Source organism: Pleionea litopenaei (assembly GCF_031198435.1).
Lineage (GTDB): Bacteria > Pseudomonadota > Gammaproteobacteria > Enterobacterales > Kangiellaceae > Pleionea > Pleionea litopenaei.
The window spans coordinates 174,987-198,778 of record NZ_CP133548.1; the positions used below are offsets into that span (position 1 = coordinate 174,987).

The 23,792-nt window shown below is 44.0% G+C and carries 21 protein-coding genes; 12 read left to right on the top strand and 9 right to left on the bottom strand.

The window, feature by feature from the left end:
* Window positions 1-89 precede the first annotated feature (89 nt).
* From Q9312_RS00675 to Q9312_RS00690, 4 genes are all read left to right on the top strand, one after another.
* Window positions 90-1,199, top strand: a complete 1,110-nt coding sequence (locus tag Q9312_RS00675) for an S-(hydroxymethyl)glutathione dehydrogenase/class III alcohol dehydrogenase (RefSeq protein WP_309202602.1) — start codon at window positions 90-92, stop codon at window positions 1,197-1,199.
* A gap of 9 nt (window positions 1,200-1,208) precedes the next feature.
* The gene (gene fghA, locus Q9312_RS00680) at window positions 1,209-2,081 is read left to right on the top strand and encodes an S-formylglutathione hydrolase (RefSeq protein ID WP_309202603.1); all 873 of its coding nucleotides are present in this window, start codon (window positions 1,209-1,211) and stop codon (window positions 2,079-2,081) included.
* Between the two features lie 364 nt (window positions 2,082-2,445).
* Window positions 2,446-2,757 (top strand): transposase, encoded by a 312-nt coding sequence (locus tag Q9312_RS00685; RefSeq protein WP_309202604.1) that lies wholly within the window; start codon window positions 2,446-2,448, stop codon window positions 2,755-2,757.
* Window positions 2,758-2,870: 113 nt separating this feature from the next.
* Window positions 2,871-3,104: a hypothetical protein gene (locus Q9312_RS00690; RefSeq protein ID WP_309202605.1), complete on the top strand. Its 234-nt coding sequence runs from the start codon at window positions 2,871-2,873 to the stop codon at window positions 3,102-3,104.
* Between the two features lie 249 nt (window positions 3,105-3,353).
* Here the strand turns inward: Q9312_RS00690 and Q9312_RS00695 are convergent, their stop codons facing one another.
* The 7 genes from Q9312_RS00695 to Q9312_RS00725 all read right to left on the bottom strand — a co-directional run bounded on the left by Q9312_RS00695 (window position 3,354) and on the right by Q9312_RS00725 (window position 11,152).
* Entirely contained in the window at window positions 3,354-4,115 is a 762-nt protein-coding gene (locus tag Q9312_RS00695; RefSeq protein WP_309202606.1) for an SDR family NAD(P)-dependent oxidoreductase, read from the bottom strand.
* Between the two features lie 85 nt (window positions 4,116-4,200).
* Window positions 4,201-5,889 (bottom strand): BatD family protein, encoded by a 1,689-nt coding sequence (locus tag Q9312_RS00700; protein ID WP_309202607.1) that lies wholly within the window; start codon window positions 5,887-5,889, stop codon window positions 4,201-4,203.
* Window positions 5,889-7,613, bottom strand: a complete 1,725-nt coding sequence (locus Q9312_RS00705; protein ID WP_309202608.1) for a vWA domain-containing protein — start codon at window positions 7,611-7,613, stop codon at window positions 5,889-5,891. Before Q9312_RS00705 ends, Q9312_RS00700 begins: the two co-directional genes overlap by 1 nt.
* On the bottom strand, window positions 7,604-8,632 hold the full coding sequence (locus Q9312_RS00710) for a vWA domain-containing protein (protein ID WP_309202609.1): 1,029 nt from the start codon (window positions 8,630-8,632) through the stop codon (window positions 7,604-7,606). The genes Q9312_RS00705 and Q9312_RS00710 overlap by 10 nt, the downstream gene beginning before the upstream one ends.
* A complete protein-coding gene (locus tag Q9312_RS00715; protein WP_309202610.1) occupies window positions 8,625-9,179 on the bottom strand; it encodes a DUF4381 domain-containing protein in 555 nt (184 codons plus the stop codon). Before Q9312_RS00715 ends, Q9312_RS00710 begins: the two co-directional genes overlap by 8 nt.
* Window positions 9,176-10,162, bottom strand: a complete 987-nt coding sequence (locus tag Q9312_RS00720) for a DUF58 domain-containing protein (protein ID WP_309202611.1) — start codon at window positions 10,160-10,162, stop codon at window positions 9,176-9,178. The genes Q9312_RS00715 and Q9312_RS00720 overlap by 4 nt, the downstream gene beginning before the upstream one ends.
* A gap of 24 nt (window positions 10,163-10,186) precedes the next feature.
* Window positions 10,187-11,152, bottom strand: coding sequence for an AAA family ATPase (locus Q9312_RS00725; RefSeq protein ID WP_309202612.1), 966 nt, complete (start codon window positions 11,150-11,152; stop codon window positions 10,187-10,189).
* A 235-nt stretch (window positions 11,153-11,387) separates the two neighbouring features.
* Here Q9312_RS00725 and fadI point away from each other — a divergent pair, with 235 nt between their 5' ends.
* The 8 genes from fadI (at window position 11,388) to Q9312_RS00765 (ending at window position 22,227) form a co-directional block, all read left to right on the top strand.
* Window positions 11,388-12,725 (top strand): acetyl-CoA C-acyltransferase FadI, encoded by a 1,338-nt coding sequence (fadI, locus tag Q9312_RS00730; RefSeq protein WP_309202613.1) that lies wholly within the window; start codon window positions 11,388-11,390, stop codon window positions 12,723-12,725.
* Window positions 12,725-14,905 (top strand): fatty acid oxidation complex subunit alpha FadJ, encoded by a 2,181-nt coding sequence (gene fadJ, locus Q9312_RS00735; protein ID WP_309202614.1) that lies wholly within the window; start codon window positions 12,725-12,727, stop codon window positions 14,903-14,905. Before fadI ends, fadJ begins: the two co-directional genes overlap by 1 nt.
* Before the next feature lie 670 nt (window positions 14,906-15,575).
* Window positions 15,576-15,875 (top strand): hypothetical protein, encoded by a 300-nt coding sequence (locus Q9312_RS00740; protein ID WP_309202615.1) that lies wholly within the window; start codon window positions 15,576-15,578, stop codon window positions 15,873-15,875.
* Window positions 15,872-17,302, top strand: a complete 1,431-nt coding sequence (locus tag Q9312_RS00745) for a DUF4147 domain-containing protein (RefSeq protein WP_309202616.1) — start codon at window positions 15,872-15,874, stop codon at window positions 17,300-17,302. The genes Q9312_RS00740 and Q9312_RS00745 overlap by 4 nt, the downstream gene beginning before the upstream one ends.
* 264 nt (window positions 17,303-17,566) lie before the next feature.
* Window positions 17,567-18,484 carry an AAA family ATPase gene (locus Q9312_RS00750; RefSeq protein ID WP_309202617.1) on the top strand — a complete coding sequence of 306 codons (918 nt, stop codon included), beginning with the start codon at window positions 17,567-17,569 and terminating at the stop codon, window positions 18,482-18,484.
* Complete coding sequence (locus tag Q9312_RS00755) at window positions 18,485-19,456, top strand: DUF58 domain-containing protein (protein WP_309202618.1); 972 nt, start codon at window positions 18,485-18,487, stop codon at window positions 19,454-19,456. It begins immediately after the preceding gene.
* 6 nt (window positions 19,457-19,462) lie between these two features.
* Entirely contained in the window at window positions 19,463-21,466 is a 2,004-nt protein-coding gene (locus Q9312_RS00760; RefSeq protein ID WP_309202619.1) for a transglutaminase TgpA family protein, read from the top strand.
* A 143-nt stretch (window positions 21,467-21,609) separates the two neighbouring features.
* Window positions 21,610-22,227, top strand: coding sequence for a MiaE family protein (locus Q9312_RS00765; RefSeq protein ID WP_309202620.1), 618 nt, complete (start codon window positions 21,610-21,612; stop codon window positions 22,225-22,227).
* 27 nt (window positions 22,228-22,254) lie between these two features.
* Here Q9312_RS00765 and Q9312_RS00770 read toward each other — a convergent pair whose 3' ends face one another.
* Together Q9312_RS00770 and Q9312_RS00775 are read right to left on the bottom strand one after the other, a co-directional pair.
* The gene (locus Q9312_RS00770) at window positions 22,255-22,989 is read right to left on the bottom strand and encodes a UDP-2,3-diacylglucosamine diphosphatase (RefSeq protein ID WP_309202621.1); all 735 of its coding nucleotides are present in this window, start codon (window positions 22,987-22,989) and stop codon (window positions 22,255-22,257) included.
* A 26-nt stretch (window positions 22,990-23,015) separates the two neighbouring features.
* Entirely contained in the window at window positions 23,016-23,507 is a 492-nt protein-coding gene (locus Q9312_RS00775; protein WP_309204531.1) for a peptidylprolyl isomerase, read from the bottom strand.
* Window positions 23,508-23,792: the final 285 nt, after the last annotated feature.

Below are 23,792 nucleotides of genomic sequence, written 5' to 3' on the forward strand. Positions count from 1 at the left end.
GTAACTTGCCCTTTTTTTTATGTGGTATGCTTGTGCTCAATAATTCACTAAGAACTGTTTGTTTTGAATTTACCGATTAAGGAGGTTGTATGAAATCTAGAGCTGCCGTGGCATTTCAGCCAAATGCACCATTAGAAATTGTCGATGTCGATTTAGAAGGTCCTAAGGCCGGAGAGGTGTTGGTTCAAATCAAAGCGACAGGTGTTTGTCATACAGATGCGTATACCTTATCTGGAGCTGATCCTGAAGGGCTATTTCCAGCAATCTTAGGGCATGAAGGAGGCGGTGTTGTTGTTGAAGTTGGCGCTGGTGTCACATCACTTAAACCCGGCGATCATGTTATTCCTTTGTATATTCCAGAGTGTGGCCAATGTAATTTTTGTGAGTCGGGTAAAACGAATCTTTGTCAATCGATTCGTGTCACTCAAGGACAAGGTTTAATGCCCGATGGGACGTCGCGATTTTCTTATCAAGGCAAACCCTTGCATCACTATATGGGAACCTCGACGTTTTCAGAGTACACCGTTTTACCTGAGATATCGCTGGCCAAGGTGAATAAACAAGCGCCTCTAGAAAAGGTTTGTTTATTGGGTTGCGGTATTACCACTGGCATTGGCGCTGTGCTCAACACGGCGAAAGTCGAACCGGGTTCGACGGTGGCTATTTTTGGGTTGGGTGGTATTGGATTGAGTGCTATTCAAGGGGCGGTGATGGCAAAAGCCGGACGCATCATTGCGGTCGATATTAACCCTGAAAAATTTGAAATGGCCCAACAGCTCGGAGCGACGGATTGTGTAAATCCAAAAGATCACAGTGTTCCCATTCAAGAAGTGTTGATAGAGATGACTGACGGTGGCGTGGATTATTCGTTTGAGTGTGTCGGTAATGTTGGCTTAATGCGCGCGGCGTTGGAGTCGTGCCACAAGGGCTGGGGAACCAGCGTCATTATTGGTGTCGCTGGCGCTGGCGAAGAAATTGCGACCCGTCCTTTTCAGTTAGTGACAGGACGAACCTGGAAAGGCACGGCTTTTGGTGGCGTAAAAGGGCGTTCTGAGTTACCGGGTATTGTTGATGACTTTATGGCAGGCAAGATTCAAATCGATCCCATGATTAGTTATCAACTGTCACTGGATGAAATAAACAAAGCGTTTGAGTTAATGCACGCAGGAAAATCCATTCGCTCAGTGATTTCATTTTAGGAGAAGCGGATGCAAGTCATAGAAAGTAATAAATGTCACGATGGCTATTGGAAGCGCTTCAAACATCAATCAACAGCGTGTCAATCTGAGATGACTTTTTCGGTATTTTTTCCGAAAGGCTATGCCGCGGATGTGTCGATAAATCAGTTTTCTTTACATGACAGCAATCTTAGCTATCCCACGCTGTTTTGGTTATCAGGACTCACCTGTACTGATCAAAACTTCGTGCAAAAAGCGCATGTTGAAAAAGCCGCGAATCAATGGAACATGCTGATCGTTGCTCCTGATACTAGCCCACGCGATGCAGGTTTAGCAGGCGAAGAAGACGACTATGATTTTGGCACTGGCGCTGGTTTTTACTTAGATGCCACCAAGCAGCCTTGGTCGGAACATTACAATATGCATCGGTATGTATCAGAAGAGCTGTACCAATTGATCACTCAAACGCTCCCTGTCGCGACAGAGCAAATGGGTATATTTGGACACTCCATGGGCGGACATGGTGCTTTGACCATCGCATTAAAACACCCCGATAAATTTAAGTCTGTCTCAGCCTTTGCGCCTATTTGTCAACCGACCCAGTGTGACTGGGGCAAGAAAGCTTTCGCGGGTTACCTTGACGATATTGCTGACGCGACGATGTACGACGCTTGCGCATTGATCGAGCAGGGAAAGCGAGTCAGCGCTTTATTGGTTGATCAAGGTACAGAAGATAATTTTTACCCTGATCAATTACGAACAGAATCGTTAGTGGAACATTGTGATAAGTTCAATATTCCGGCCACAATTCGGATGCAACCAGGCTACGATCACAGCTACTTTTTTATCGCGACCTTTATTGAAGAGCACATCGCTTTTCATGCACAGCAACTCGGAGTCTAAAGACTCCATGACCACAAGTCTCTGCTCTTAATCAGTGCGCTGCACTGATTAAGAGCGGTTAAACCCTCTGAGAACGGCCTTTTTCAATCCTTTTGGGCGATATGCTGACGAATTTCGGTCTATTTTTTTTGGCACAGTTTTTTCATTCATTTTATTGTGGACGTTTTCACAGTCGCAGTATTGACTGTGACAGCGTAGATAAAATTAATGAATATTCATCCAACGGTCATGAAGGTTGACTAATCTTAGTAAGTATGCCGCACGACAACGATTGAATCCGTTCGAACATGTTAAAACAGTTGGAGAATGGGCGTATTAGCCGAATCACTTGGTCATTGATTTTCGCTTGAAATAGGAGTTAAACATGTCGATTAAAATTGAGCAAACCGCCATTCGTAAAGTTAAAGAAGAAGGTATGTTAATTCGAGATGTCGCCGAGCAACTCGGTGTGTCCACGCGACAAGTCTACACTTGGGTAACCAGCAGTAAAACCTTGAGTGGTAAATCGGCGGGCAGCACAACGGCAACTCAACTTAAGTTAGTCGATCTAGAATCTGAAGTAAGACAGCTTAAAAGAGATTTAAAGCAGAAGGCAGCTAATCAGTCGGCTCAAGAAATTCAAGAAGTCGATACCAGCTATTGTGATGCTCGTTATATACAGGCATTGTGTGGTTAGGTAGCAACGCTTGCCATATTTTTGCCACTATTGGCCGTTACTTAGACGTTTTTAACCCGGAATTTAAACAGCTTGCTTTGCTGTAATGTCTTCTAGGCAACTAGGAGAGCATTATGAAAGCTACGCAACTCAATTTATTCTCACCACAATCAACTCAAAGCCGTTGTGCAAACGGCCCAAAAGCTCGCGAACTATCGAGTGAATTGCTGTCCGCTGATCCGGAAGCATTTGAAGAGTACTTTAATATTACTCGTAAAGAGTCAGAAGCACATAATCGCCGTTTGTATAACATTGAGCGAGCTTGGGCAGACTTTTTATCTCGTCCGTTTTTAAAGCGATTATTATAGTTCGCGGAAGATGTATGGCATAAGATGGGGCGCAATAGTTTTGGTTATTGACCTGAGCGCTGAAAAAGTTGGTTGAAGCATTAGCAACTTGATTGAATGAGAGTCGACTAGCAGTGATGACTAGTCGACTGTATTTAGCGGTCTTCGTTAAGATAGAAACAATTAACCGTTTTTATTGAGCCGTTAATTATCCGCTTTTATTGATCCGCTATGAATTAAACGGTAACACTTAACGATCGTACCCTTGATTTACTGTAAGCGGCATGCGCCATCGAGTCGAATAACACTGCCATTTAGCATGGGGTTTTCAAAGATATGCTGAACGGTAGCTGCAAACTCTTGCGGTGTTCCAAATCGTGATGGGAAGGGGACACTGTCGTACAGTGCTTGACGAATCTCATCGGTAACTCCATCCATCATCGGAGTTTCGAATATTCCAGGTGCGATGGCCATAGCGCGAATGCCTGACTTCGCGAACTCTCTTGCCAGAGGTAAGATCATTCCTACCAGCGCCGATTTCGTTGCAGAATAGGCAACTTGACCAAATTGACCTTCGAATGCCGCAATTGACGCCGTATGAATGATCACGCCACGTTCGCCAGTTTCAGCGGCCTCATTTTCTTGCATATGCTTTGCGGCTTCACGAGTCAATAAGAATGAACCAACTAGATTAATATCAACCACTTTTTGGAAGAACTCGACTGGCATCGGGCCTTTTTTACTGATAACTCGACCATTACCAAGAACGCCTGCGCATCCGACAGCAAGGTTTATTCCACCGAAGGCTTTCGCAGCTGTATCGCAGGCGGCTACTACATCAGCTTCATTGCTGATATCTGTTCGAACAAATAGGGCTCGTTCTCCCAGTGAGTTTGCATAGGCTTGGCCTTGTTCTTCATTAATATCGAGAAGGGCAACCTGTCCGCCAGCTGCAACGATCCCTTTCGCAATACCAGCTCCGAGACCTGAGGCGCCGCCACTGACGACGGCTTTTGCATTCGCAAAGTTCATAATCACTCCAGTGTTTCTGTTAGATGGTGTATTTTACCCCAGAATAAACCCCCAACAAAACCCATCTAGTGGCTCGGAGCACCAACTAAGAAGGGTAGAGTTCAGGTAATGGTTTTTTCTTTGCGCTGGGTTTGCGTAATCGAAGGTCGTTTTCAATGACGTTAAGTTGCTTTCTCAGCAATTCATAATCTTGCCAACTTTTAGCCGATTGAGAGAATAGGGAAACTTCGAGTTGAAGCAAGCTGTCGCGCGTCTCAGAATGCTTGATAGCTTGCAGGTGATCGTTAAAGCTCTGGGTGCCTTGCAACTGATTAAACCATCGAATTAATAACTGGTAGGTTAATGATGCATTTTTATCCATTAAAGATTTCTTAATTTGTTCTTTCAATGGACTCGACACTAAAGTCGCAGATGAGCTAGCTTGATTGCTGGTCACTGAAGAGGTTTTCTTCAATAAAGCATAGATTAAGGTTATAAACCAAAGGCCAGCGAATAAGAAGGTCAACCATTGCCAATACTCCTTTACACCTCGGGTAATGACCTGCGGCGAGTCGTTTGTTCCGGTATTGGTTTGAGGAATAGTACTGGTTGTTGTTGCTGTGCTTGTATTGCTGGTCTGATTAGGATTAGGCTTAACCGAAATTGATTGACTCGGCAAAGTCGCGGTTTCATATTGCTCTGTCTTGACGTTAAACCAGCGCACGGAAATTTCGGGTAGTTGAATGTTACCTGCCTTAGTCGGCACGACAGCAATTCGTTCAACGCGTTGACCGACGATACCTTCGCTGTTAATTTTTCTTTCCTTTTCGGCCGTATCAGGGTACCACTTAATACCGTCGACTTCTGGCAGAACTAATTCTGGAAGTTGATTTTCATGAACGCCAACGCCTTGTAAAGTGATCGTCCAAGTACTTGGTTCGCCAACAATTTTTTCACCAATACTTGACCACCGGGAATTGATGGTTAGCGCTTGACTGGGTAGCCACAGACCAGTGTGACCTTGAGGATAAGGTTTTACCGGAATAGACTGCTCTTCAGTCGTAATGGTTACTGGGCGAGTTCGACCCAAAATTCGGCCGTATCCGGAACTTCCGGGTTGTAACACATCGGCACTGTAAACCAGTTTAGGAATCGTTAAGTTCCCACTTTTTTGTGGAAAAATCGCAAACCGTCTTTCGAGTACCAGAAAACGGGTATTATTGATGATTGTTTCGTATTGAGTGTCTTCGCCGACTCTCTCAACAATAGCATCTTCAATCATTAGGTTTTCGGTCAGTTTACTGTATTGAGTTTGAACTGCGCGGTATAACTTTAAGGTAAGAACCAGTTGTTCTTGTACATAGACACTCTCGGTCGACAATTCACTTTTTAGCATGATTGCTTCGAGTTTATCATCGGTACTAAAATTATTGGTCGGTTCTTCTACCGTTACTTGAATGGGCTGTGATGATTGATTATCTAAGGTGAACGATGGAATCGTAAAAATGCCTGGCTCTTCGGCCAACAAAATAACTTTCCAACCTAATTGGATTTGCACCCTGCCATTGTAGTTAGACGATTGATGAAATTTAGTACTGCCAAGGAGTTTGATTCCATCGGGTAACGTTGATAAATCAGGTGTTTCAGTTGCATTAAAATCGGCTTCAATGGTTAAGGTGAAGGTTTCTTGAGTTCGTACATCTTTGCGGTCAAGAAACGCCTTTACGCCAGCCGAAGCATTCAAACTGATCATTGAAATAACAACGATAGCTAATAAATGAAATAACTTTTTCATTACCAAACTTCCTTAATGTTTCGGTTTTCTCGCCCGCGACGTTTAAATTCTCTTCTCATCTTTTCTCGCAAAAGACCACCCGGGTCATCAGGAATTTTCTTTAACCATTGTTCTAGCGCTTGTTGCTTTTCTTGTTCGCTACGCTCATCTTTAAGCTCTTCTGGGCTCAGCTCTTTAGGCTCTTTGTTTTCTTGCTCTTTAGATTCTTGTTGTTCTTTCTGCTGTTGCTCTTCTTTATTTTCTTGCTGATCTTGTTGATCTTTGTTTTGTTCACTGTCTTTCTGATCTTGCTGTTCTTGAGAATCTTTATTTTGTTCGTTTTCGTCTTGTTGTTGCTGCTGTTTTAACTTCTCAAGTAACTCTTTATTAAATTTTGCATCTTCATGATCTGGATCTTGTTTAAGTACTTCTTCATAGGCTGCAATGGCTTGGTCAAGTTCACCTTGCTTGGCTAATGTATTGCCGAGATTGTATTTGGCATCAATACCTGTTTGATTGGCGTAATACTCTTGTGCTTGGTTAAAGTCGCCAGATTTATAATGTGCAGCGGCTTTCCAATCAGGATTCTTAAACAGTTCCGCAGCGATCTGTGGCTGGTTATTGTTTAACTCCTTTTGAGCTTGTTGATCTTTGGTCATCCAGAGATCTTCCCAAAAGCCAGCGTGCGAGTAGCCAGGAAGCATTAAGCAAACACATATCGCAGGTAAGCCGAAGCTTCGTGCCGAACGCTTAAAGCTCAGTAAAAACAGTAATAGTACAGGTATCAATACCCAGTAACCTTGATCCAGCTGATCGCGTTTACGATTACCTTCGCCTTGCTCGTTTTTATCAATGCTTTGGGTTTCGACGGATAAAATTTTGTTAATGTCACTGCTATCTGCACTTAAACGAACAATTTGAGTTGGATTCTGGTTGGCTATTTGTTGCAGAGGATAAAGTCGCAGTGCGGGCATTACAATTTGCCCCATGGAATCTTTTAAAAATCCTTGGTTGTTTGGTAGTGGAATCGGCGCTCCTTGTTCGGTAGCGGTTACCAGTATCGACAATGGATAATCGTGACCTTTGATTTCATCGATGATGTAATCGACATCTTCTTCTTCGATGCCATCGGTGATCCATACGATATGACCGGTCGGTTTTCCTGCATTTTTTAACAGCTCAATGGCCTTATTAAAGGCAAACGCTGGCTCACTACCTAATATAGGCATAATTCCCGTGCTTAAATCATTGACCATAGTAGAAATTGTATTGGCGTCAGAGGTTAAAGGGCTCACCACGAAAGCATCACCGGCGTAAACAATTAAACCGGTTTCACCTTCTTTGCTTTCACTGAGTAAGTCTTTCAATTTGTGTTTTGCTCGGGTAAGTCGAGAAGGTTTTATATCGACTGAGTCCATTGATAATGACAAGTCTAAAAGTACCACTCTAGCTTCTGCACTTCGATAAATAGGAATATTTTCTTTGGCAAAGCTTGGCCCTGCAATGGCGATAATTAATAGCCCTAAGGTTGTCATAAGTAGAAAGATTTTAAAGCTAGAACGTTGGTTGCTTTGGTCTCCCTGAAGCATATATTTCAATAGATGTTGATCGATAACTTTTTGCCAACTGCTTTGACTTTTCCACTCATAAGTTAAAAGAAAAACGATGGGGATCAGTAATAGCAGAAACCACAATAGGTTGGGTCGAATAAACGTTAGGTTTGCCAGGTCGGTTATCATATCCATTGGCTTTCCTTGCGGTTGATCAAATAGCGTTTAGCCGATGTGAAAAGAATAAACAACAAGAACAGCAGAGCTGCCAATGACGCCGGAAGGTAGTACAGCTCGCTGGTAGGACGATAGACTTCACGTTCTTTTTCTATCGGCTCAAGTTTGTCGAGCTCTGCGTAGATTTTACGAAATTCTTGTTCATCGCGCGCACGGAAGTATTGTCCGCCGGTCATGTCAGCGATGGCGGTGAGTGTTTCTTCATCCAGCTCTTCTGATGGATTAACTTTTCGCTCAGTGCGAAAGAGGGTGTCTCGAATAATCATTTCATCAGCACCCACACCGATGGTGTAGATAGTAATGCCCGCATGCTTTGCCAGTTTTGCAGCTTCAATCGGCGTTAACGCTCCCGACTTGTTTTGGCCATCGGTGAGTAATATTAAAACTCGATTTTCTGCCGGACGTTCTTTTAGACGTTTTACTGCGAGACCGATTCCGTCACCGATTGCCGTACTGGAAGAGCCCGCTAGACCAATTTCAGTTTCGAGCAACATATGACTAATGGTTTTTAAATCAAACGTTAATGGCGTTTGTAAATACGCTTTTTCGCCAAACAGAACGAGCCCTATCCGATCGCCTTCGCGCTCTTTAATAAAGTCGGCAAGCAGATGCTTGACCACCCATAAACGAGAAACCGGTCGGCCGTTAAGTTGTAAATCGGGCGTCTCCATACTGCCTGAAATGTCGATACTGACCATCAGGTCGCGTCCTGAAGCTGGCAGTTCAACAGGTTCTCCTACCCATTGAGGTCGTGCCAAGGCGACGACTAACAGAGTCCATACCAACCACTGTAATAGTAGTGAGAGTAACCCTTTTGATGAATGAGTGGGTTGGTCTTGTTGGATGTGCTGCCAATAATCAAACAAGCCCGATCGTAATGCCGGGCCAGCGACAGAGGAGCGCCGTGCCGATAGCAAAGTCACTAGCAAGGGAACAATGATTAAAACTAGCAAGTAAGGCCAGGCAAATTCATACATTGGCTTCACCCGCTTGTTTTAGTGCGTTGACCATAGCCACTTGAGTGGCTGGCTGTTGAGTCACTCGACTCAGAGATTGAATAAGTTGTTTTAGATCGTTTAAAAGATCTTGCCATTGCTCATTGCTGACCGAAACATTAGGGGCATAGTGAGCGTTGTTGAGTAACTTTAGCGAAGATGAATTCAGCGTGATTTGGTTGGTTGCCGCGATGGTTTTAGCCAGTGTGAGCAATGGCATTCGAGCGGTCAGTTCTTTTGGAAAATGATTCATCGCAAAGCGTCGTAATAGATGCAATGCCTCGACCAGGTTTTCTTTGTTGCTGGACTTTGACTGCAACAACTGAAGCTGCTGCTCAGCATACGCTAAGGATGGCGATGGTCGTCTGGATCGTTTAAAAAGAATGAATAGGGTGACGATTGCACCAATAACCAACAGCATCAAAATCCACCATCCGGGAGCGAGCGGCCACCAAGAGACAGGATCAGGCGTGTGAATATCTCTAAGCTGTGACATGAGATCATTAGAAGATGGATTCGTATTGCTCATCGTCGCAATCCTTGGCCATCGCTAAGGCTCAATCGTTGGGTTAGATTTTCGTTGGTCGCTAATTGATGATGCTTCATTCGGTGTTTAAGTGCGATAGCATCCATGTGTTGTACTTTTTCACTAAAAAGACGTTGGTACTCCTCACGTGTTTGTGAAGACTCCGTGTTTAAAATGGTTCTTTTTGATCCGTTGGTGATCGGATACAGACCTGCAGGAGGTAATTGCTGCTCGAGAGGATCAAACAGAGTAATTAAGTTGATGTCGTTGTGTTGAGCTAAGCGAACGAGATGGTGTTCGCTTTCATCGTTAAATTGTAAAAAGTCACTGAGCACAAAAACGAGACTGCCTGGCTTAATGAGGTGTCTCGCTCGTTTGAGTGTCACTGCAATTGGCGACGCTGAAGAGGATGATGCTTTATTTTCATCCACTTTGAGCTGCTCAGCATGGCTTAAGACAATGTCATTTAAAATTCGTAAGGTGTTTTTTCGCGAACTCGCCGGCTTAAACTCTTGGTGACGAAAATCATTAAACAATAGCGCCCCAAAGCGGTTACCGTCGCCTAAGGTTTTCCACATAATGGTGGCTGCGAGTTTGGCTGCTTGAACGCTCTTGAACTGAACTTTAGAACCAAACATCATGCTGTGAGTTTGGTCGAGCAATACAAAAACAGGTCGCTCACGTTCTTCGCGAAATATTTTTGTGTGAGCGTCTCCCGTTCGAGCAGTTACCCGCCAGTCGATAGAACGAATATCGTCGCCTTGCTGATAAGGTCGAGCTTCGTCAAAATCCATTCCGCGACCTTTATAATAAGAGATGAACCCACCGAGCAAATGCGTTTTAACTTTTTGCATGGTGGGAAGCTTCAAATTGTCGGCCATTCGCTTACATTCGAGAAGTTCAGCTAAAGACAGCTCTACGCCCATTTGATGTGGACGATCACTGAAGTGCTTCGCAGGATTACTTTTTCGCCAGTGCTGGTTCATGAGCGAGTCACAAGTTGGCTAGGGTTATGCAACGGAAACAACCGATAACAAGCGCTCAATGATTTGATCGCTAGTCACTCCCTCTGCCTCAGCTTCATAGCTGAGTAATATTCGATGCCGAAGCACTTCATGCGCGATGGCTTGTACATGTTCCGGCGTCACAAATTCACTTTCTTTTAACCAAGCATAGGCGCGAGCACATCGGTCTAAGGAAATAGTTGCTCGAGGACTTCCTCCAAAATCAATCCAGCGAGCTAACTGCGCATCGAATTTTTCTGGTTGTCGTGTGGCAATAACCAGTTGAACGATGTATTGCTCAACCTCGTCAGCCATGTAGATATCTAATACTTGATCGCGAGCGGCGAACAAAGCTTCAGTGGTCAATTCCTCATCGGGTTGTTTTAATTTTGCTTGATGATGCGACTCAGCTCGAGAGAGCTTTAAAATCTCTGATTCGGCTTTAGCGTCGGGGTAATCAACCAAAATATGCATTAGGAACCGATCAAGCTGTGCTTCGGGTAAAGGGTAGGTGCCTTCTTGTTCGATTGGATTCTGAGTCGCCATAACCATAAATAGCGGAGGCAATGGATACGAACTGCCGCCAACCGTAATTTGTCGCTCAGCCATTGCTTCCAGAAGCGCTGACTGTACTTTAGCGGGCGCGCGATTGATTTCATCGGCAAGCACTAGGTTATGGAAAATAGGACCTTTTTGAAACTCGAAGGTGCCGGTTTGTGGCCGGAAAATATCGGTGCCCGTAAGATCCGCTGGAAGTAGGTCTGGGGTAAACTGAATGCGGTGAAATTCCCCCTCGATGCCGCGAGCGAGTTCTTTAATTGCCCGGGTCTTAGCGAGTCCAGGAGCGCCCTCAACCAATAGGTGACCATCGGCTAACAATGCGATGATGATCTTTTCTATCAGTGCTTCTTGCCCGACGATGCGCTGTTGAAGGAATTTTTGCAGCTGAATGATTGCAGTTCTTACGTCCATAAGCCCTTTTAAACGAGTGAGTCCAGTAGTGCGCACAGTTGTAACGAAATGACTGACAAAATGCTAGTGTTTTTATGGGGTTATTGATTTCAAATTGCAACAAATTACAACATTTCACCGACTTCGCAGCTTGAGTTATTCGGTAAACGATTATTTAAAACACTTGTTTGAAAGTGTCGCCGAAATGCAGTAGAGTCTACACTTTCCTCCTAATTTCAACTTGAGACTACTAAAAATGTCAAAGCAAACTGAATCTAATTCCACTCAGAAAGGTGGCGCTGTACTAGGCTCTAAGCCAGAGCGGGTGGCCATTGTGGCAGGATTAAGAACGCCTTTCGCCCGTCAACTGACTCATTACCGCACTCAAAATCCGGTCGATTTGGGGAAATTAGTGGTTAATGAAATGCTTGCGCGTACCGAGATAGATCCCAGTCTGATTGACCAAGTGGTTTTTGGTCAGGTGCTCGCAATGACGGACGCACCCAATATTGCTCGAGAAATTGTCTTAGGAACGGGCATGAACGTCCACACCGATGCCTATTCGGTGTCGCGAGCCTGTGCAACCAGCTTTCAGTCAGCCGTCAGTGTCGCAGAATCAATTATGGCAGGTAGTGTGTCGGTAGGTATTGCGGGTGGAGCAGATAGTTCATCTGTTGTTCCAATCGGAATTTCAAAGAAACTTGCCGCGATTTTGATGGACTTAAGCAAAGCGAGAACCATGGGTCAGCGTTTAAAGTTGATTGCAAAAATTCGCCCAAAAGATCTTGCACCCGTCCCTCCGGCGGTGAAAGAGTATTCAACCGGCCTGACCATGGGAGAGAATGCTGAACAAATGGCACGAGATCATGGCATTAGCCGTGAAGAACAAGATGCATTGGCACATCGCTCGCACACACTCGCGGCACAAGCGTGGAATGATGGAAAGCTCGATGATGAAGTTATGACGGCGTATGTACAGCCGTTCAAAGAAGCCTTGCGCATTGATAACAACATTCGTTTTAACTCAACGTTAGAAGGTTACGCAAAACTTCGTCCTGCATTTGATCGTAAACACGGTACATTAACCGCAGCCAATAGTACGCCGTTAACCGATGGTGCAGCGGCTTTGATGTTAATGAGTGAAAGTCGAGCAAAAGAGTTGGGCCTAGAAATTAAAGGTTTCATCAAGAGTTATGCTTTCGCGGCAATTGATGCAACCTGCGACATGTTGATGGGGCCGTCATATGCGACACCATTAGCGTTAGATAGAGCAGGAATGACCTTAAATGACCTCGATTTGATCGAAATGCACGAAGCCTTCGCTGCTCAGGCTTTGTGTAATGTAAAAGCTTTTGCATCAAAAGAATTTGCAAAAGATAAATTGAACCGAAGCTCTGCGATAGGTGAAATCGATATGGATAAATTTAATGTCTTAGGCGGCTCATTGGCTTATGGACACCCATTTGCGGCAACGGGCGCTCGACTAATCACGCAAATGCTCAACGAATTGAAACGTCGAGGTGGTGGAACGGCATTAACAACTGCCTGCGCGGCAGGTGGTTTAGGTGCTGCAATGATTTTGGAGGTTGAATAATGACTGATCAACAGCAAGCATTTGCAATGAGTGTCGATGACCAAGGCATAGCCGTTATTGTCATCGATGTTCCCAATGAGTCACAAAACACCTTGAAAGAAGCGTTTGTTGATGACATTAGCGCAATTTTGGATGATTTAGAGAACAATTCGGATGTCAAAGGGTTAATCATCACCAGTGGCAAAGACGATAGTTTTGTTGCGGGTGCTGATATCAGCATGCTCAAAGCCGTGACAGAAGCGAGCCAAGCAACTCAGTTGTCGGCGGCTGGTCAGCAGATTTTTAATCGTTTAGAAAATTTAAATATTCCGACGGTTGCTGCAATCAATGGTGCCTGTTTAGGCGGTGGTTTAGAGCTTGCTATGGCTTGCCATCAACGAGTCGCAACGCAAGAAAGTAAAACCAAATTGGGGCTGCCGGAAGTGCAACTAGGGGTTTTACCAGGAAGTGGGGGTACGCAACGTTTACCTCGACTCGTTGGCATTGCTACTTCTTTAGACATGATGCTCACCGGAAAGCAGTTAAACGCTCGCCGAGCGTTAAAAGCGGGTTTAGTCGATGAAGTTGTTCCGACGGCTAACTTGATGGTGGCGGCAAAAAAACGAATTGAAAGCATGGCTAAAAAGGGACGTTGGAAAAAGTCATGCGATGAACCTGCGAATGAGTGGGGGAAAGTTTTCTCTGCTGCGGGCGCTCAAAAGTTAGCGCTTGAAAGCAACAGTTTTGGTCGTAAGGTCATTTTTGACCAAGCGCGAAAAACGGTGGGAGCCAAAACGAAGGGTAATTATCCTGCGCCGTTGAAAATAATTGAGTGCGTCGAAATGGGCATGGAGCATGGGTTCGTTAAAGGCCTAGAAGTAGAGGCCAAATATTTCGGCGAACTTGTGATGTCACCCGAAGCCCGTCAATTAATGAATATTTTCTTTGCCGTGACTGAGCTGAAAAAAGACAGCGGAGTGGATGGCGATGTCACACCGAAAACGATCCATAAAGTAGGCGTGCTAGGTGGTGGTTTAATGGGAGCTGGTATCGCTTCTGTCACCGTCGAAAAAGCGAAAATTCCGGTACGTGTAAAAGACGTGAGCATTGAAGGTGTCAATCATGCACTCGGGTACAATTGGAAATTGATCAGCAAAAAACTGCAACGTCGCCAGTATTCAGAAATAGAAGCCAAAGCCGTTCAAGCGCGCTTAACGGGGGGTACCGACTATCAAGGCTTTCAACATGCCGATATGGTGATCGAAGCGGTGTTTGAAGATTTGGAATTGAAGCATAAGATGGTGAAAGAGGTTGAGGCGTTGCAAAATGAGAAAGTCATTTTCGCGACCAATACGTCGTCAATTCCGATTGCTGAAATTGCTACCGCGAGTAAGCGTCCAGAGCAAGTCGTTGGTTTACATTATTTTTCACCCGTTGAGAAAATGCCTTTATTAGAAATTATTAAAACGGAACAAACCTCCGCGGAAGTCATTGCGACGGCGGTTGAGTTTGGAAAGAAACAGGGTAAAACGGTCATTGTTGTTAACGACGGTGCGGGTTTTTATGTGAATCGTATTCTTGCGCCTTACATGAACGAAGCGGCTCGTTTAGTGGCTGAAGGGGTTGCCGTCGATCAAATCGATAAAGCGTTAGTCAAGGCAGGATTCCCAGTGGGGCCGATGACCTTGTTAGACGAAGTTGGAATTGATGTTGCAACCAAGGTGGCTCCAATATTACAACAAGCGTTCGGCGAGAGAATGGAGCCCCCAGAAGTTTTTGAGAAAGTAAAAGCGGACGATCGAAAAGGCAAAAAGAATGGTCGAGGTTTTTATCTTTACGGAGACAAGAAAAAATCGGGTAAATCTGTTGACCCATCCATTTACAAAGTACTCGGAGTCAACCCAACGACGTCAATTTCTGATACAGAAATTGTCGAACGCTGTATGTTGATGATGTTAAACGAAGCGGCACGTTGCCTAGACGAAGGGATCATTCGTAGCCCACGTGATGGCGATATTGGTGCTATTTTCGGTATTGGCTTTCCTCCTTTCTTAGGTGGACCCTTCCGCCATATGGAATCACTGGGTATCGCGCAAGTGGTCGATCGGTTAGAACATTATGCGAAGGCAAAAGGTGAACGATTTAGTCCAGCAGAGACCTTGATCGAAAAGAAAAAAGAAGGGAAAGCGTTTTATAACTAATATGAATACCGAAAGTCTTTCAAGTAGCCGATAGGTTTTCTTGATAAAATGTGCCCCAACATCGGTTTGGGGCGCTTTTGTTATTGGCTCGATATTCGAGATAGTGTATGTTCACTGCCGAAAGGAAAGGGTTGCTTTTAATTATTGATCATTTAGTTATGGGTCACTTAATATTGGTCATTCGAGAGTATCTCTTTAGTATTTTTATATTTGATATGGATTTTTTGTCAACCAACCGTAGCTCATTGACGTTGTAGCCTAATAGTTTGTTTATTCGCTTCGTTAAAGCAGTCCTTTTATCTGATTGAGAGCTATAAACAATAGGGCATATCGCAATATCATTACTCGATATTTATCTCAAAATTTTGCGATTATTTGAGATGAAACCCCTAACAGACTCTGGATTCGTTAAAATCCTTCGTCGTAAAATCAGGTTTAAACATTTAGTTGCTTTACTATAAGTTCTAAAAGAAGTTATCCGCTTATTTATCGATAAGTAGTTTCGACTAAGTAGCTTCGTTTAAGTAACTTCAGTTTAATAGCTTCTTTAGAACCTATTCGTTTTGCGATAACAAACTTGTTCGAGAATGGTGATAAGCGATTTAGGGAATAAAGAAACATGGCCAGAGTTAATTACTGCGCTATGTGAGAATAGTTTAAGAGGTGTGAAATGGTACGATCTCACCCAAGGAAAAGAGTAGCTTTCTGGAGTGTTTCGGTAATTCACGTGAGTGCGCTCACTTATTTGCTGATTACTTGGTTTAATAAGCCTGCTTTTTGGTGGAGTTTATTATCACTGACGTTAGTATTAACGTTTCTATTAATGTTTGTAGGAAGCCAGTTGGCCCGCATCGATAAAAAGTATTATTTGTTGACGCTGTTCTTTTCTACCTTTAACTGGATCATTTTTGGCGTTCTGGTTACGATTGCGTCTATTGTTTTTAATACTCAATGGTTAGGACCTCTTTGACGCCTGAGCAACGTTTACGACGAATCATTTCAAGGACCCTCGCGGCGAACACTGCGACAGAGTGGACGCGTCAATGTGTTTTTAATCAATGTATTTTAAATAATGGCTCAAATGCTCTTCAATCGAGCCATGAGAATCGAGACGTTAATGCGTTATCTTCTACAATCGGCACTCGCAACGACGATCAAAAACGCAACGATGATCAAAAAGGCAAGGATGATCAAAAGCGCAACAAAATCGCTCCTCGGCCGCAAACAAACTTACCTGCCATTATTGCAATAGGAAAAGCCGCTAATGCGATGCTCAACGCTTTTTCAGATACTGATTTTGCAGCGGCTATATCAGTGGTTCCTCAGGCGTATGCTGAGCAGACAAAGCTGGAGCTGCCCGTCGATAAATTTCAGGTGGTCTACTCGACACATCCGTATCCCAGTTCTCAGTCAATTCAAGCTAGCCATCAAGTAAAGTCCTTTATCAAGAACTATTTAGGGCATCCTCTTTATTTTCTGATATCCGGAGGAACATCGGCACTGATAGAACAGCCCATTGAGGGAGTGTCACTGCAAGAGTTAAATCAGCTAAATCAAAAGCTAGTGTTAAGTGGCATGCCCATTGAGACCATTAACTTCTTAAGAAAAAAGTTATCAAAGGTTAAAGGGGGAGGGTTATTGCATTGGATTTATAACGCATTACCGACCGCAGATAAAAAGATTAGAATAAAGCAGTTTACGCTTTCTGATGTTCCTAGGGACGATCCAAGTACTGTCGGTTCGGGATTATTGTTTCCGTCTAAAATTCAAGAAGAGAGTCGTTCGATAGAAAGGTTTTTAAGCGACTTATCGCAGAGTGGCGACTTCTCGAACAAGGTGACCCAGTTGCTTGGGCGTTCGAAGGAAATAAGTGATACGAATAAGCAGCAATCGCTCGAACAGCCTCAATCTATTTTAGTAGGAAATAGTCAAAAAATGTCCCAAGCTGTTTTGGAGACTTTGAAAGTTAACTATCCTCAATTGTGTTTCCATAGTGGTGAGATCAATGAGCCCTTAGAGCAATTTCTACAACGCATGGACCAAGCCTTGGCATCAGGCAACCGTGCAATGGTCTTTCACGGTGAAGTCGAATTGGCCGTACCGTCAAACTCTGGGAAAGGCGGGCGTAACAGTCACTTGGCATTGATAATGGCACGTAAGTTATTTGAATCGGGAAAGAAAGGTCTATTTGCTTCTATTGCGACAGATGGTGCCGATGGTAATACGACGGCGGCTGGCGCGATTGTGAGCCAAGCGTCTTGGATGCAAATGAATGACCCCGAAAAGGCTTTGAGCGACTATGATAGCTATTCAGCGTTGCGATCCATCAATGCGACCATTGAGCTACCGAGGGGTCGACAAAATGTTCGTGATCTTTACTGCTTGTTGATATGTTAACCAAATCTAGCGTGATCTAAGTAGGGGTCACTTCATCTTTTTGTTATGCGACCGTTATTACTCGGTACTTTTTTGACACCAACATTTCAACATTCCCATTTCGACACTCCTTTTTCTTAGACAGTACCGTTTAGACAGTCTCAACTCAAGGTTTGCTCTCAAACAGTATTTATTGAACCGCTTTGCGAAAGGGGTCTTATTAAGCTTCAAATCATCCGCTATACTTATCTTTTGTTGTTTTACCAATAGCCCTTCGGAATATTTATGACGAATGTGATCGATCGAGTTAAGAAAACCCTTAATAGTATCTTGTTAGGTAAAGAGCCTCAGGTTGAAATGGCGATTGTCTGTTTGCTGGCCAAGGGACATTTATTAATTGAAGATTTACCGGGAATGGGCAAAACAACGCTTGCTCATGCATTGTCTCGAGTGTTCGGTTTGGAATTTCAACGAGTACAGTTTACTTCCGACTTGCTGCCGGCCGATATAACCGGAACATCGATTTACGATCGAAACAGTCAGTCTTTTGTATTCCATAGTGGGCCGATTTTCTCGCAGGTTGTTTTAGCCGATGAAATTAATAGAGCGACGCCGAAAACCCAAAGTGCTTTGCTAGAGGCGATGGAAGAGCAACAAGTCACCATTGAAGGTGAAACGCGAGCGCTGCCCGATCCTTTCTTTGTTATTGCAACACAGAATCCTTCGCACCAATTAGGAACCTATCCTTTGCCTGAATCGCAACTCGATCGTTTTTTAATTAGATTGTCATTAGGTTATCCTCATCCAGACATTGAAAAAGATTTGTTACTCAATGGTGATCGTCGCGCGTCAGCAACCATGGCTCAAGCGCAAATTACCGCTGAAGAACTGACCTCTTTGCAAGAACAAGTGTCGGAAGTTCAAGCGTCCGATAATCTCGTAGATTATGTTTTAAAATTAGTTCTTGAGACGCGACAGTCGTCGGAACTTTTACATGGCTTATCACCGCGAGCAGGTCTCGCTCTAATTCAAGCCGCCAAAGCGTTTGCGTTAATTAAAGAGCGACGCTATGTGATCCCAGAAGATGTGCAAGCGGTTTTTCCTTTTGTGGTAGGGCATCGGTTGGCGGCATCTGAACAAAGTACGATCAGCGGTCAAGACCTAGCGAATATGATCATTCAGAAAGTAGCGGTGCCTTTATAAATGCCATCCGTTTATTCTCAACTGTTGAACCGTTGGTCAGATGTCATTTTACAGTGGCAGAAACGTCGTTCACCGGTCTTGCGTGAAATTCGTCTTACCCAAAAGAATATTTATATTTTACCAACGCGCTTTGGTTTATTGATGGCGTTAGTGACTTTTTTGATGGGTGTTGGTGCAACGAACTATCAAAATAATTTGATTTTTATTACAACGTTTGCCTGTATGACATTGGGGGTTTTGGGGATATTGCTAACCTTCAATAACCTTGTTTCGACACGTTTTTCCATACATCCGATTAATCCAATATTTGCTGGAGAGATAGCTCGATGTCGAATTTCAGCGGCGAGTAATAAAACGCATTTTGCTGTAAATTTGAATTTTAAACGAGAAGATATTCAATCGTTAGATATTTTGCCCAAAGCCGAGCAGCACAGTGATCTCTCTTTATCGTTTGCAACAAGAGGCATCTATTCAATTCCTCCCATCCGAGTATCAACACAGTACCCCTTCGGCTTTTTCCAAGCATGGTCATGGTTGTTTTTTGATGCGCAAGTAGTTGTTTATCCACAACCACTAAAACCCGAAGACATTCATCTGGCAAAGGCGAGTGGTGATTCAGATTATACGGATCAATATAAAGATGGCATTGAGGATTTTTATGGTCTTAAAGCCTATCAATCTGGAGAGTCTATGTCGCGAATACACTGGAAAAGTTACGCACAAGAAAAAGGCCTACAAACGAAGCACTTTGTTGATTATGTGAGTGATCCCGATAGTTTTAATTTTGATGCTTTTGAAGAGTCTTCAACAGAAAAGCGTTTGTCCTATTTATGTTACTTAGTCTTAGAGGCGGCGCGTCAAGGGCGACAGTTTGGATTAATATTGCCTGGACGAACGATTCCCGTGAACTCTGGCGTGGAGCATCAAGATGCTTGCCTATTAGCGCTTGCCCAATACGGAACCAACAGTTAATTAGCCATGCGTTATCTACCTCAAAATATTCGAGTCTTAGCACCCGGTGCGCGCAAGCAACTGGTGATAACACAGTTATTGGTTCTTTTACCATTCGCAATATTGATGCCTCCGCAAATCGCTATTTTCTTATTTTTAGCGCCTCTATGGGTGTTGTTTCGCCTTCAGGCAAATCGACCTAGCCAAGTCAATCGATATCTAGTCATCGGTTTATGCATTGGTTTCTCAGTGTTCGTGTTTTTGCAATTTAAAACATTTCGTGGCAAGGACGCCGGTGTGGCATTGATTGTCGCAATGTATAGCTTGAAGATTTTGGAGTCATGGAAGTATCGCGATTTTAATTTAGTGGTAACACTTGGCTTCTTCATCGCATCAATGACCTTTTTATTCAGTCAATCGTTTTTACTGGTGGTGTATGTGTTTTTAGTGTTCGGACGGTTGGTGTATACCTTAATGAAAGGCAACACCCATCAATCCGATAAGATTGAATGGTCACAAAGCGCTAAGTTACTCATTTATTCGTTGCCAATCATTGTTGTGCTCTTTGTCTTTTTTCCGCGGTTATCTGAGCCCCTATGGAAAATGCCTGGCAAGCTCGCTGCGGGTTCGGGGATCTCTGACTCAATGACGCCCGGCGATATCACCGATTTAAATTTACTGGATGATCCGGCTTTTCGTGTAAAGGTTGACACTGACATTCAACTCGCTGATCGGCAATTATATTGGCGCGGCTTAGTTTTTGAAAATTTTGATGGTTTAACTTGGCGACAAGATGACCGACGAGAGACTATTCCTAAACAATTTGACATCCAGGGTGCTGATATCGTTCGATACACCGTCACACTTGATGCAACTCAGCAAGCGTGGATGTTTGGCTTAGATGTTCCGGTTGGCTACAATGATCAGTTCAATGCGTCTTCTGCCGGCGTTATTATTTCTCCGAAAAAAATCAGACAACGCGTACGTTACGAAGGTCTCAGTATTTTGAATTTGAATCTTGAACCTGAGTTAACGCCAATTGCGCGTGAAATTAATTTATTTTTACCTGACGATAGTAACGAGAGAGCTCGGTCGTGGGCCATCGAACAACGAGCTCGATTCACGAGTGATCAAGCGTTTGTTGAGTTTCTTTTAACCTTTATTAATCAACAACCGTTTTACTACACCCTGACCCCGCCAATTATGCAGAGTAATATGGTGGATGATTTTTGGTTTAACCATCGCAAAGGATTCTGTGAACATTATTCAAGCAGTGTTGCCTTTATATTGCGTTCGGCAAATATTCCAGCACGCATTGTCACTGGGTATCAGGGGGGAGAGTATAATAATATCGGTGAGTATTATTTAGTCCGCCAGCGTGACGCTCATGCATGGGTTGAATATTGGCAAGAGTCAACCGGGTGGACTCGTTTAGATCCAACTTCAGCGGTTGCGCCATCTAGAATAGATGAGTCACTCTTATCGGAAATGAGCCAACGCGGATTTCTATTCGATAGTATTCCAGATGCGGTTCTTTTAGATCTGGACTGGCTAGATTATTTTTCGCAATGGTCTGATAACCTGAGTAGCTTTTGGAATGATTGGGTCATCGATTTTAACTCAGACTCTCAGTTCTCTTTATTTAAACGATTGAATCTTGAAAAAGTGCCAAAGCAATATCTTTACTTGTCGGTTATTTTAGTTGTGGCTCTATTGTTTTGGTTTTTATCACGCCGACTTATCTCGCAACACGAAAAACTCGACGAAGCGGCTCTAATTTACCAACGACTACTTAAGAAGCTTACGAAGAAAGGGCTTACCAAACGGCCGTCTGAAGGCCCAAGTAGTTTTATTCATCGAGCCTCTTTGGCGATCGATGAGCCGATCAATCCATCGGATCCAAAGGCTGCTTCAAAAGCATCCGATTTAAGAGAAATTCATCAGCTTTATATGGACATTCGCTACATTGACAAAGCACCATCTCGCGAGAAGTTAGAGCGATTTAAGCGTCTGGTGAATGCCTATCGATAGCCGGCACACGGTTATTTCTATCGACTGTAAGACCTATTCCGGTGACTCGATTATTGGTATAATTCTGGCTTTCTCTGTGAACACGCATTGCGACAACTTATTGCGCGACGACTAATTGCGAAGACTTATTGCGAAGATTATCGATGGATATTTCAGCTGTACACCAATTCCTACATTGCCCGACGCCTAAAGCTTGGCTAGATGCCGCTTTGGAGAATCTTGATATTCTGTTAATTGACCATGCAAGGTGTGAGAAAAAGGCGGCCTCGACGGCACTCAGCTTAATGTTTAAATTTCCAGAACGCAGTGCGTTGTTACACAAGCTGTCTCGACTTGCCAGAGAGGAGCTTCGTCATTTTGAGCAAGTATTCGATCTGATGAATGAGCGTGGCGTAAAGTATCAGCATCTCTCGGCGTCGCGCTATGCAGCGGAGATGAGAGCGCCGGTAAAGTTAGGTAACGAGGCCACGTTACCCGATGTGTTAATTATTGGTGCTTACATAGAAGCGCGTTCTTGTGAGCGATTTGCAGCACTTGCACCGGTGATAGAACCTCATGATCCAGAGTTGGCTAAATACTATCGGTTTTTATTAAAGTCAGAAAGCCGCCATTTCTTAGATTATCTTGAATTAGCTCGTGAATATGCGCCGCAACCCATTGATGATCGTATTCAGTATTTTGGTGAACTTGAGGCGAAGCTTATTTCAGAACCCGATGAAGTGTTTCGTTTCCACAGCGGTATCCCAAAACAAGCGGCTTGAACAGAGTTGGCCGAGAAAACATAACGTTTAAAGCCACTGCTCTCGATTGCAGGAGTTAAATTCGAAGTAACAGCTGGTCGCACTATTTTCTGATAATTCTAGAAAGTGTCCGTGTTCACGCCAATCACTGACCACCAAGCGAGGACCAAAGCTTTCTTGGTGAATCGCCGGACGGTGAGTGTGTCCATGGATCAGCAGAGTCGCGTCATATTCTTTAACCGTGTGTGCCACCGTATTTAGGTTGACGTCCATGATCGCGTCATTTTTTTCAGCGGTGGCTTGTTTACTTTGAGCTCGATAATCATTGACGATGGCAAGTCGTTGCTCAATGGGCAGTGCCAAGAACTGAGACTGCCATTGTTGAGTGCGAACTTGCTGGCGAAATTCCTGATAAGCAACATCATCAGTGCACAGAGTATCGCCATGGCAGAGAAGGGTTTTGCATCCTAAAAGTTGTGTCGTTTCGTACTCAGACAGCAACGTCATTCCTGCGCGTTCTGCGTAGTTTTCTCCCAGCAAAAAGTCGCGGTTGCCATGACAAAAATAAATCGCACAGTGTTGACTGAGCTGTCGCAATCGCTGGGTGATGTTATTGAGCCATTCCGGTTGGTAGTCATCGCCAATCCAAACCTCAAATAAATCACCGAGAATGAAAAGCGTGTCAGCTTTTGTAGCGAAGTTTTCGAGGTAGTGGTCAAACAGCCGCACTAGGTGTGGCTGTTCTTCTGACAAATGTAGATCAGCGATAACGTGTTGTATCATCAGTGAGTAGCCTTAAAGGAATGCAACTAGGCAACGTCAACAGAGGTAATGACGACGTCCTCTTTAGGAACATCCCCATGGCCGCCCATATTTCCGACCGCAACGCCTTTGATTTGATTAACCACTTCCATGCCAGAGGTCACTTTACCAAAAACACAGTAGCCCCAGCCTTGAGGTGTCTCACTTTTAAAGTCGAGAAAGGTGTTGTCTTTAACATTGATGAAGAATTGGCTAGAAGCTGAGTGAGGATCCATCGTACGCGCCATGGCAATGGTTCCAGTCTCATTCGACAGACCGTTGTTGGCCTCATTCTCGATAACATCATTGGTGGGTTTTTGAGTCATTCCTGGCTCGAATCCGCCGCCTTGAATCATAAAGCCATCAATCACGCGGTGAAAAATGGTGTTGTCATAATGGCCTGATTTTGCGTATTGCAAAAAGTTGGCAACCGTTTTTGGTGCTTTATCGGCAAACAGCTCCAGTGTAATGCTGCCTAAGTTTGTATGAATAGTGACCATAGAGGGAACCTCAGTTGCGTTAAGTTCAATGTCTCGCGCCACAGCCATTGATCTAATGGTTATCTTAATTGGTTGTCTCGAATGGTTGATTCGAATAACCAAAAATCGTTGACCCGCATTAGCTTAGTCTTCAAATAGCTGGACGCACAGTGGCGCGCATTATGCCATAAATTGCCTTTTTGCCATAGCAGGCCGCCCTTAGTCGTTTAAATTATGACGTCACTTAAATTATGACGTAGAGGCTTCGAAATACCGTCGCAAACCAGTATAATCAGCCGCTGATTC

Coding starts and splice junctions, on each gene's coding strand:
- Q9312_RS00720 (WP_309202611.1), bottom strand. CDS start 10,162: ATGAACCAGCACTGGCGAAAAAGTAATCCTGCGAAGCACTTCAGTGAT.
- fghA (WP_309202603.1), top strand. CDS start 1,209: ATGCAAGTCATAGAAAGTAATAAATGTCACGATGGCTATTGGAAGCGC.
- Q9312_RS00775 (WP_309204531.1), bottom strand. CDS start 23,507: ATGGTCACTATTCATACAAACTTAGGCAGCATTACACTGGAGCTGTTT.
- Q9312_RS00695 (WP_309202606.1), bottom strand. CDS start 4,115: ATGAACTTTGCGAATGCAAAAGCCGTCGTCAGTGGCGGCGCCTCAGGT.
- Q9312_RS00725 (WP_309202612.1), bottom strand. CDS start 11,152: ATGGACGTAAGAACTGCAATCATTCAGCTGCAAAAATTCCTTCAACAG.
- Q9312_RS00770 (WP_309202621.1), bottom strand. CDS start 22,989: ATGATACAACACGTTATCGCTGATCTACATTTGTCAGAAGAACAGCCA.
- Q9312_RS00685 (WP_309202604.1), top strand. CDS start 2,446: ATGTCGATTAAAATTGAGCAAACCGCCATTCGTAAAGTTAAAGAAGAA.
- Q9312_RS00740 (WP_309202615.1), top strand. CDS start 15,576: ATGGTACGATCTCACCCAAGGAAAAGAGTAGCTTTCTGGAGTGTTTCG.
- Q9312_RS00715 (WP_309202610.1), bottom strand. CDS start 9,179: ATGAGCAATACGAATCCATCTTCTAATGATCTCATGTCACAGCTTAGA.
- Q9312_RS00750 (WP_309202617.1), top strand. CDS start 17,567: ATGACGAATGTGATCGATCGAGTTAAGAAAACCCTTAATAGTATCTTG.
- fadI (WP_309202613.1), top strand. CDS start 11,388: ATGTCAAAGCAAACTGAATCTAATTCCACTCAGAAAGGTGGCGCTGTA.
- Q9312_RS00755 (WP_309202618.1), top strand. CDS start 18,485: ATGCCATCCGTTTATTCTCAACTGTTGAACCGTTGGTCAGATGTCATT.
- Q9312_RS00705 (WP_309202608.1), bottom strand. CDS start 7,613: ATGGATATGATAACCGACCTGGCAAACCTAACGTTTATTCGACCCAAC.
- Q9312_RS00765 (WP_309202620.1), top strand. CDS start 21,610: ATGGATATTTCAGCTGTACACCAATTCCTACATTGCCCGACGCCTAAA.
- Q9312_RS00760 (WP_309202619.1), top strand. CDS start 19,463: ATGCGTTATCTACCTCAAAATATTCGAGTCTTAGCACCCGGTGCGCGC.
- Q9312_RS00675 (WP_309202602.1), top strand. CDS start 90: ATGAAATCTAGAGCTGCCGTGGCATTTCAGCCAAATGCACCATTAGAA.
- fadJ (WP_309202614.1), top strand. CDS start 12,725: ATGACTGATCAACAGCAAGCATTTGCAATGAGTGTCGATGACCAAGGC.
- Q9312_RS00690 (WP_309202605.1), top strand. CDS start 2,871: ATGAAAGCTACGCAACTCAATTTATTCTCACCACAATCAACTCAAAGC.
- Q9312_RS00700 (WP_309202607.1), bottom strand. CDS start 5,889: ATGAAAAAGTTATTTCATTTATTAGCTATCGTTGTTATTTCAATGATC.
- Q9312_RS00710 (WP_309202609.1), bottom strand. CDS start 8,632: ATGTATGAATTTGCCTGGCCTTACTTGCTAGTTTTAATCATTGTTCCC.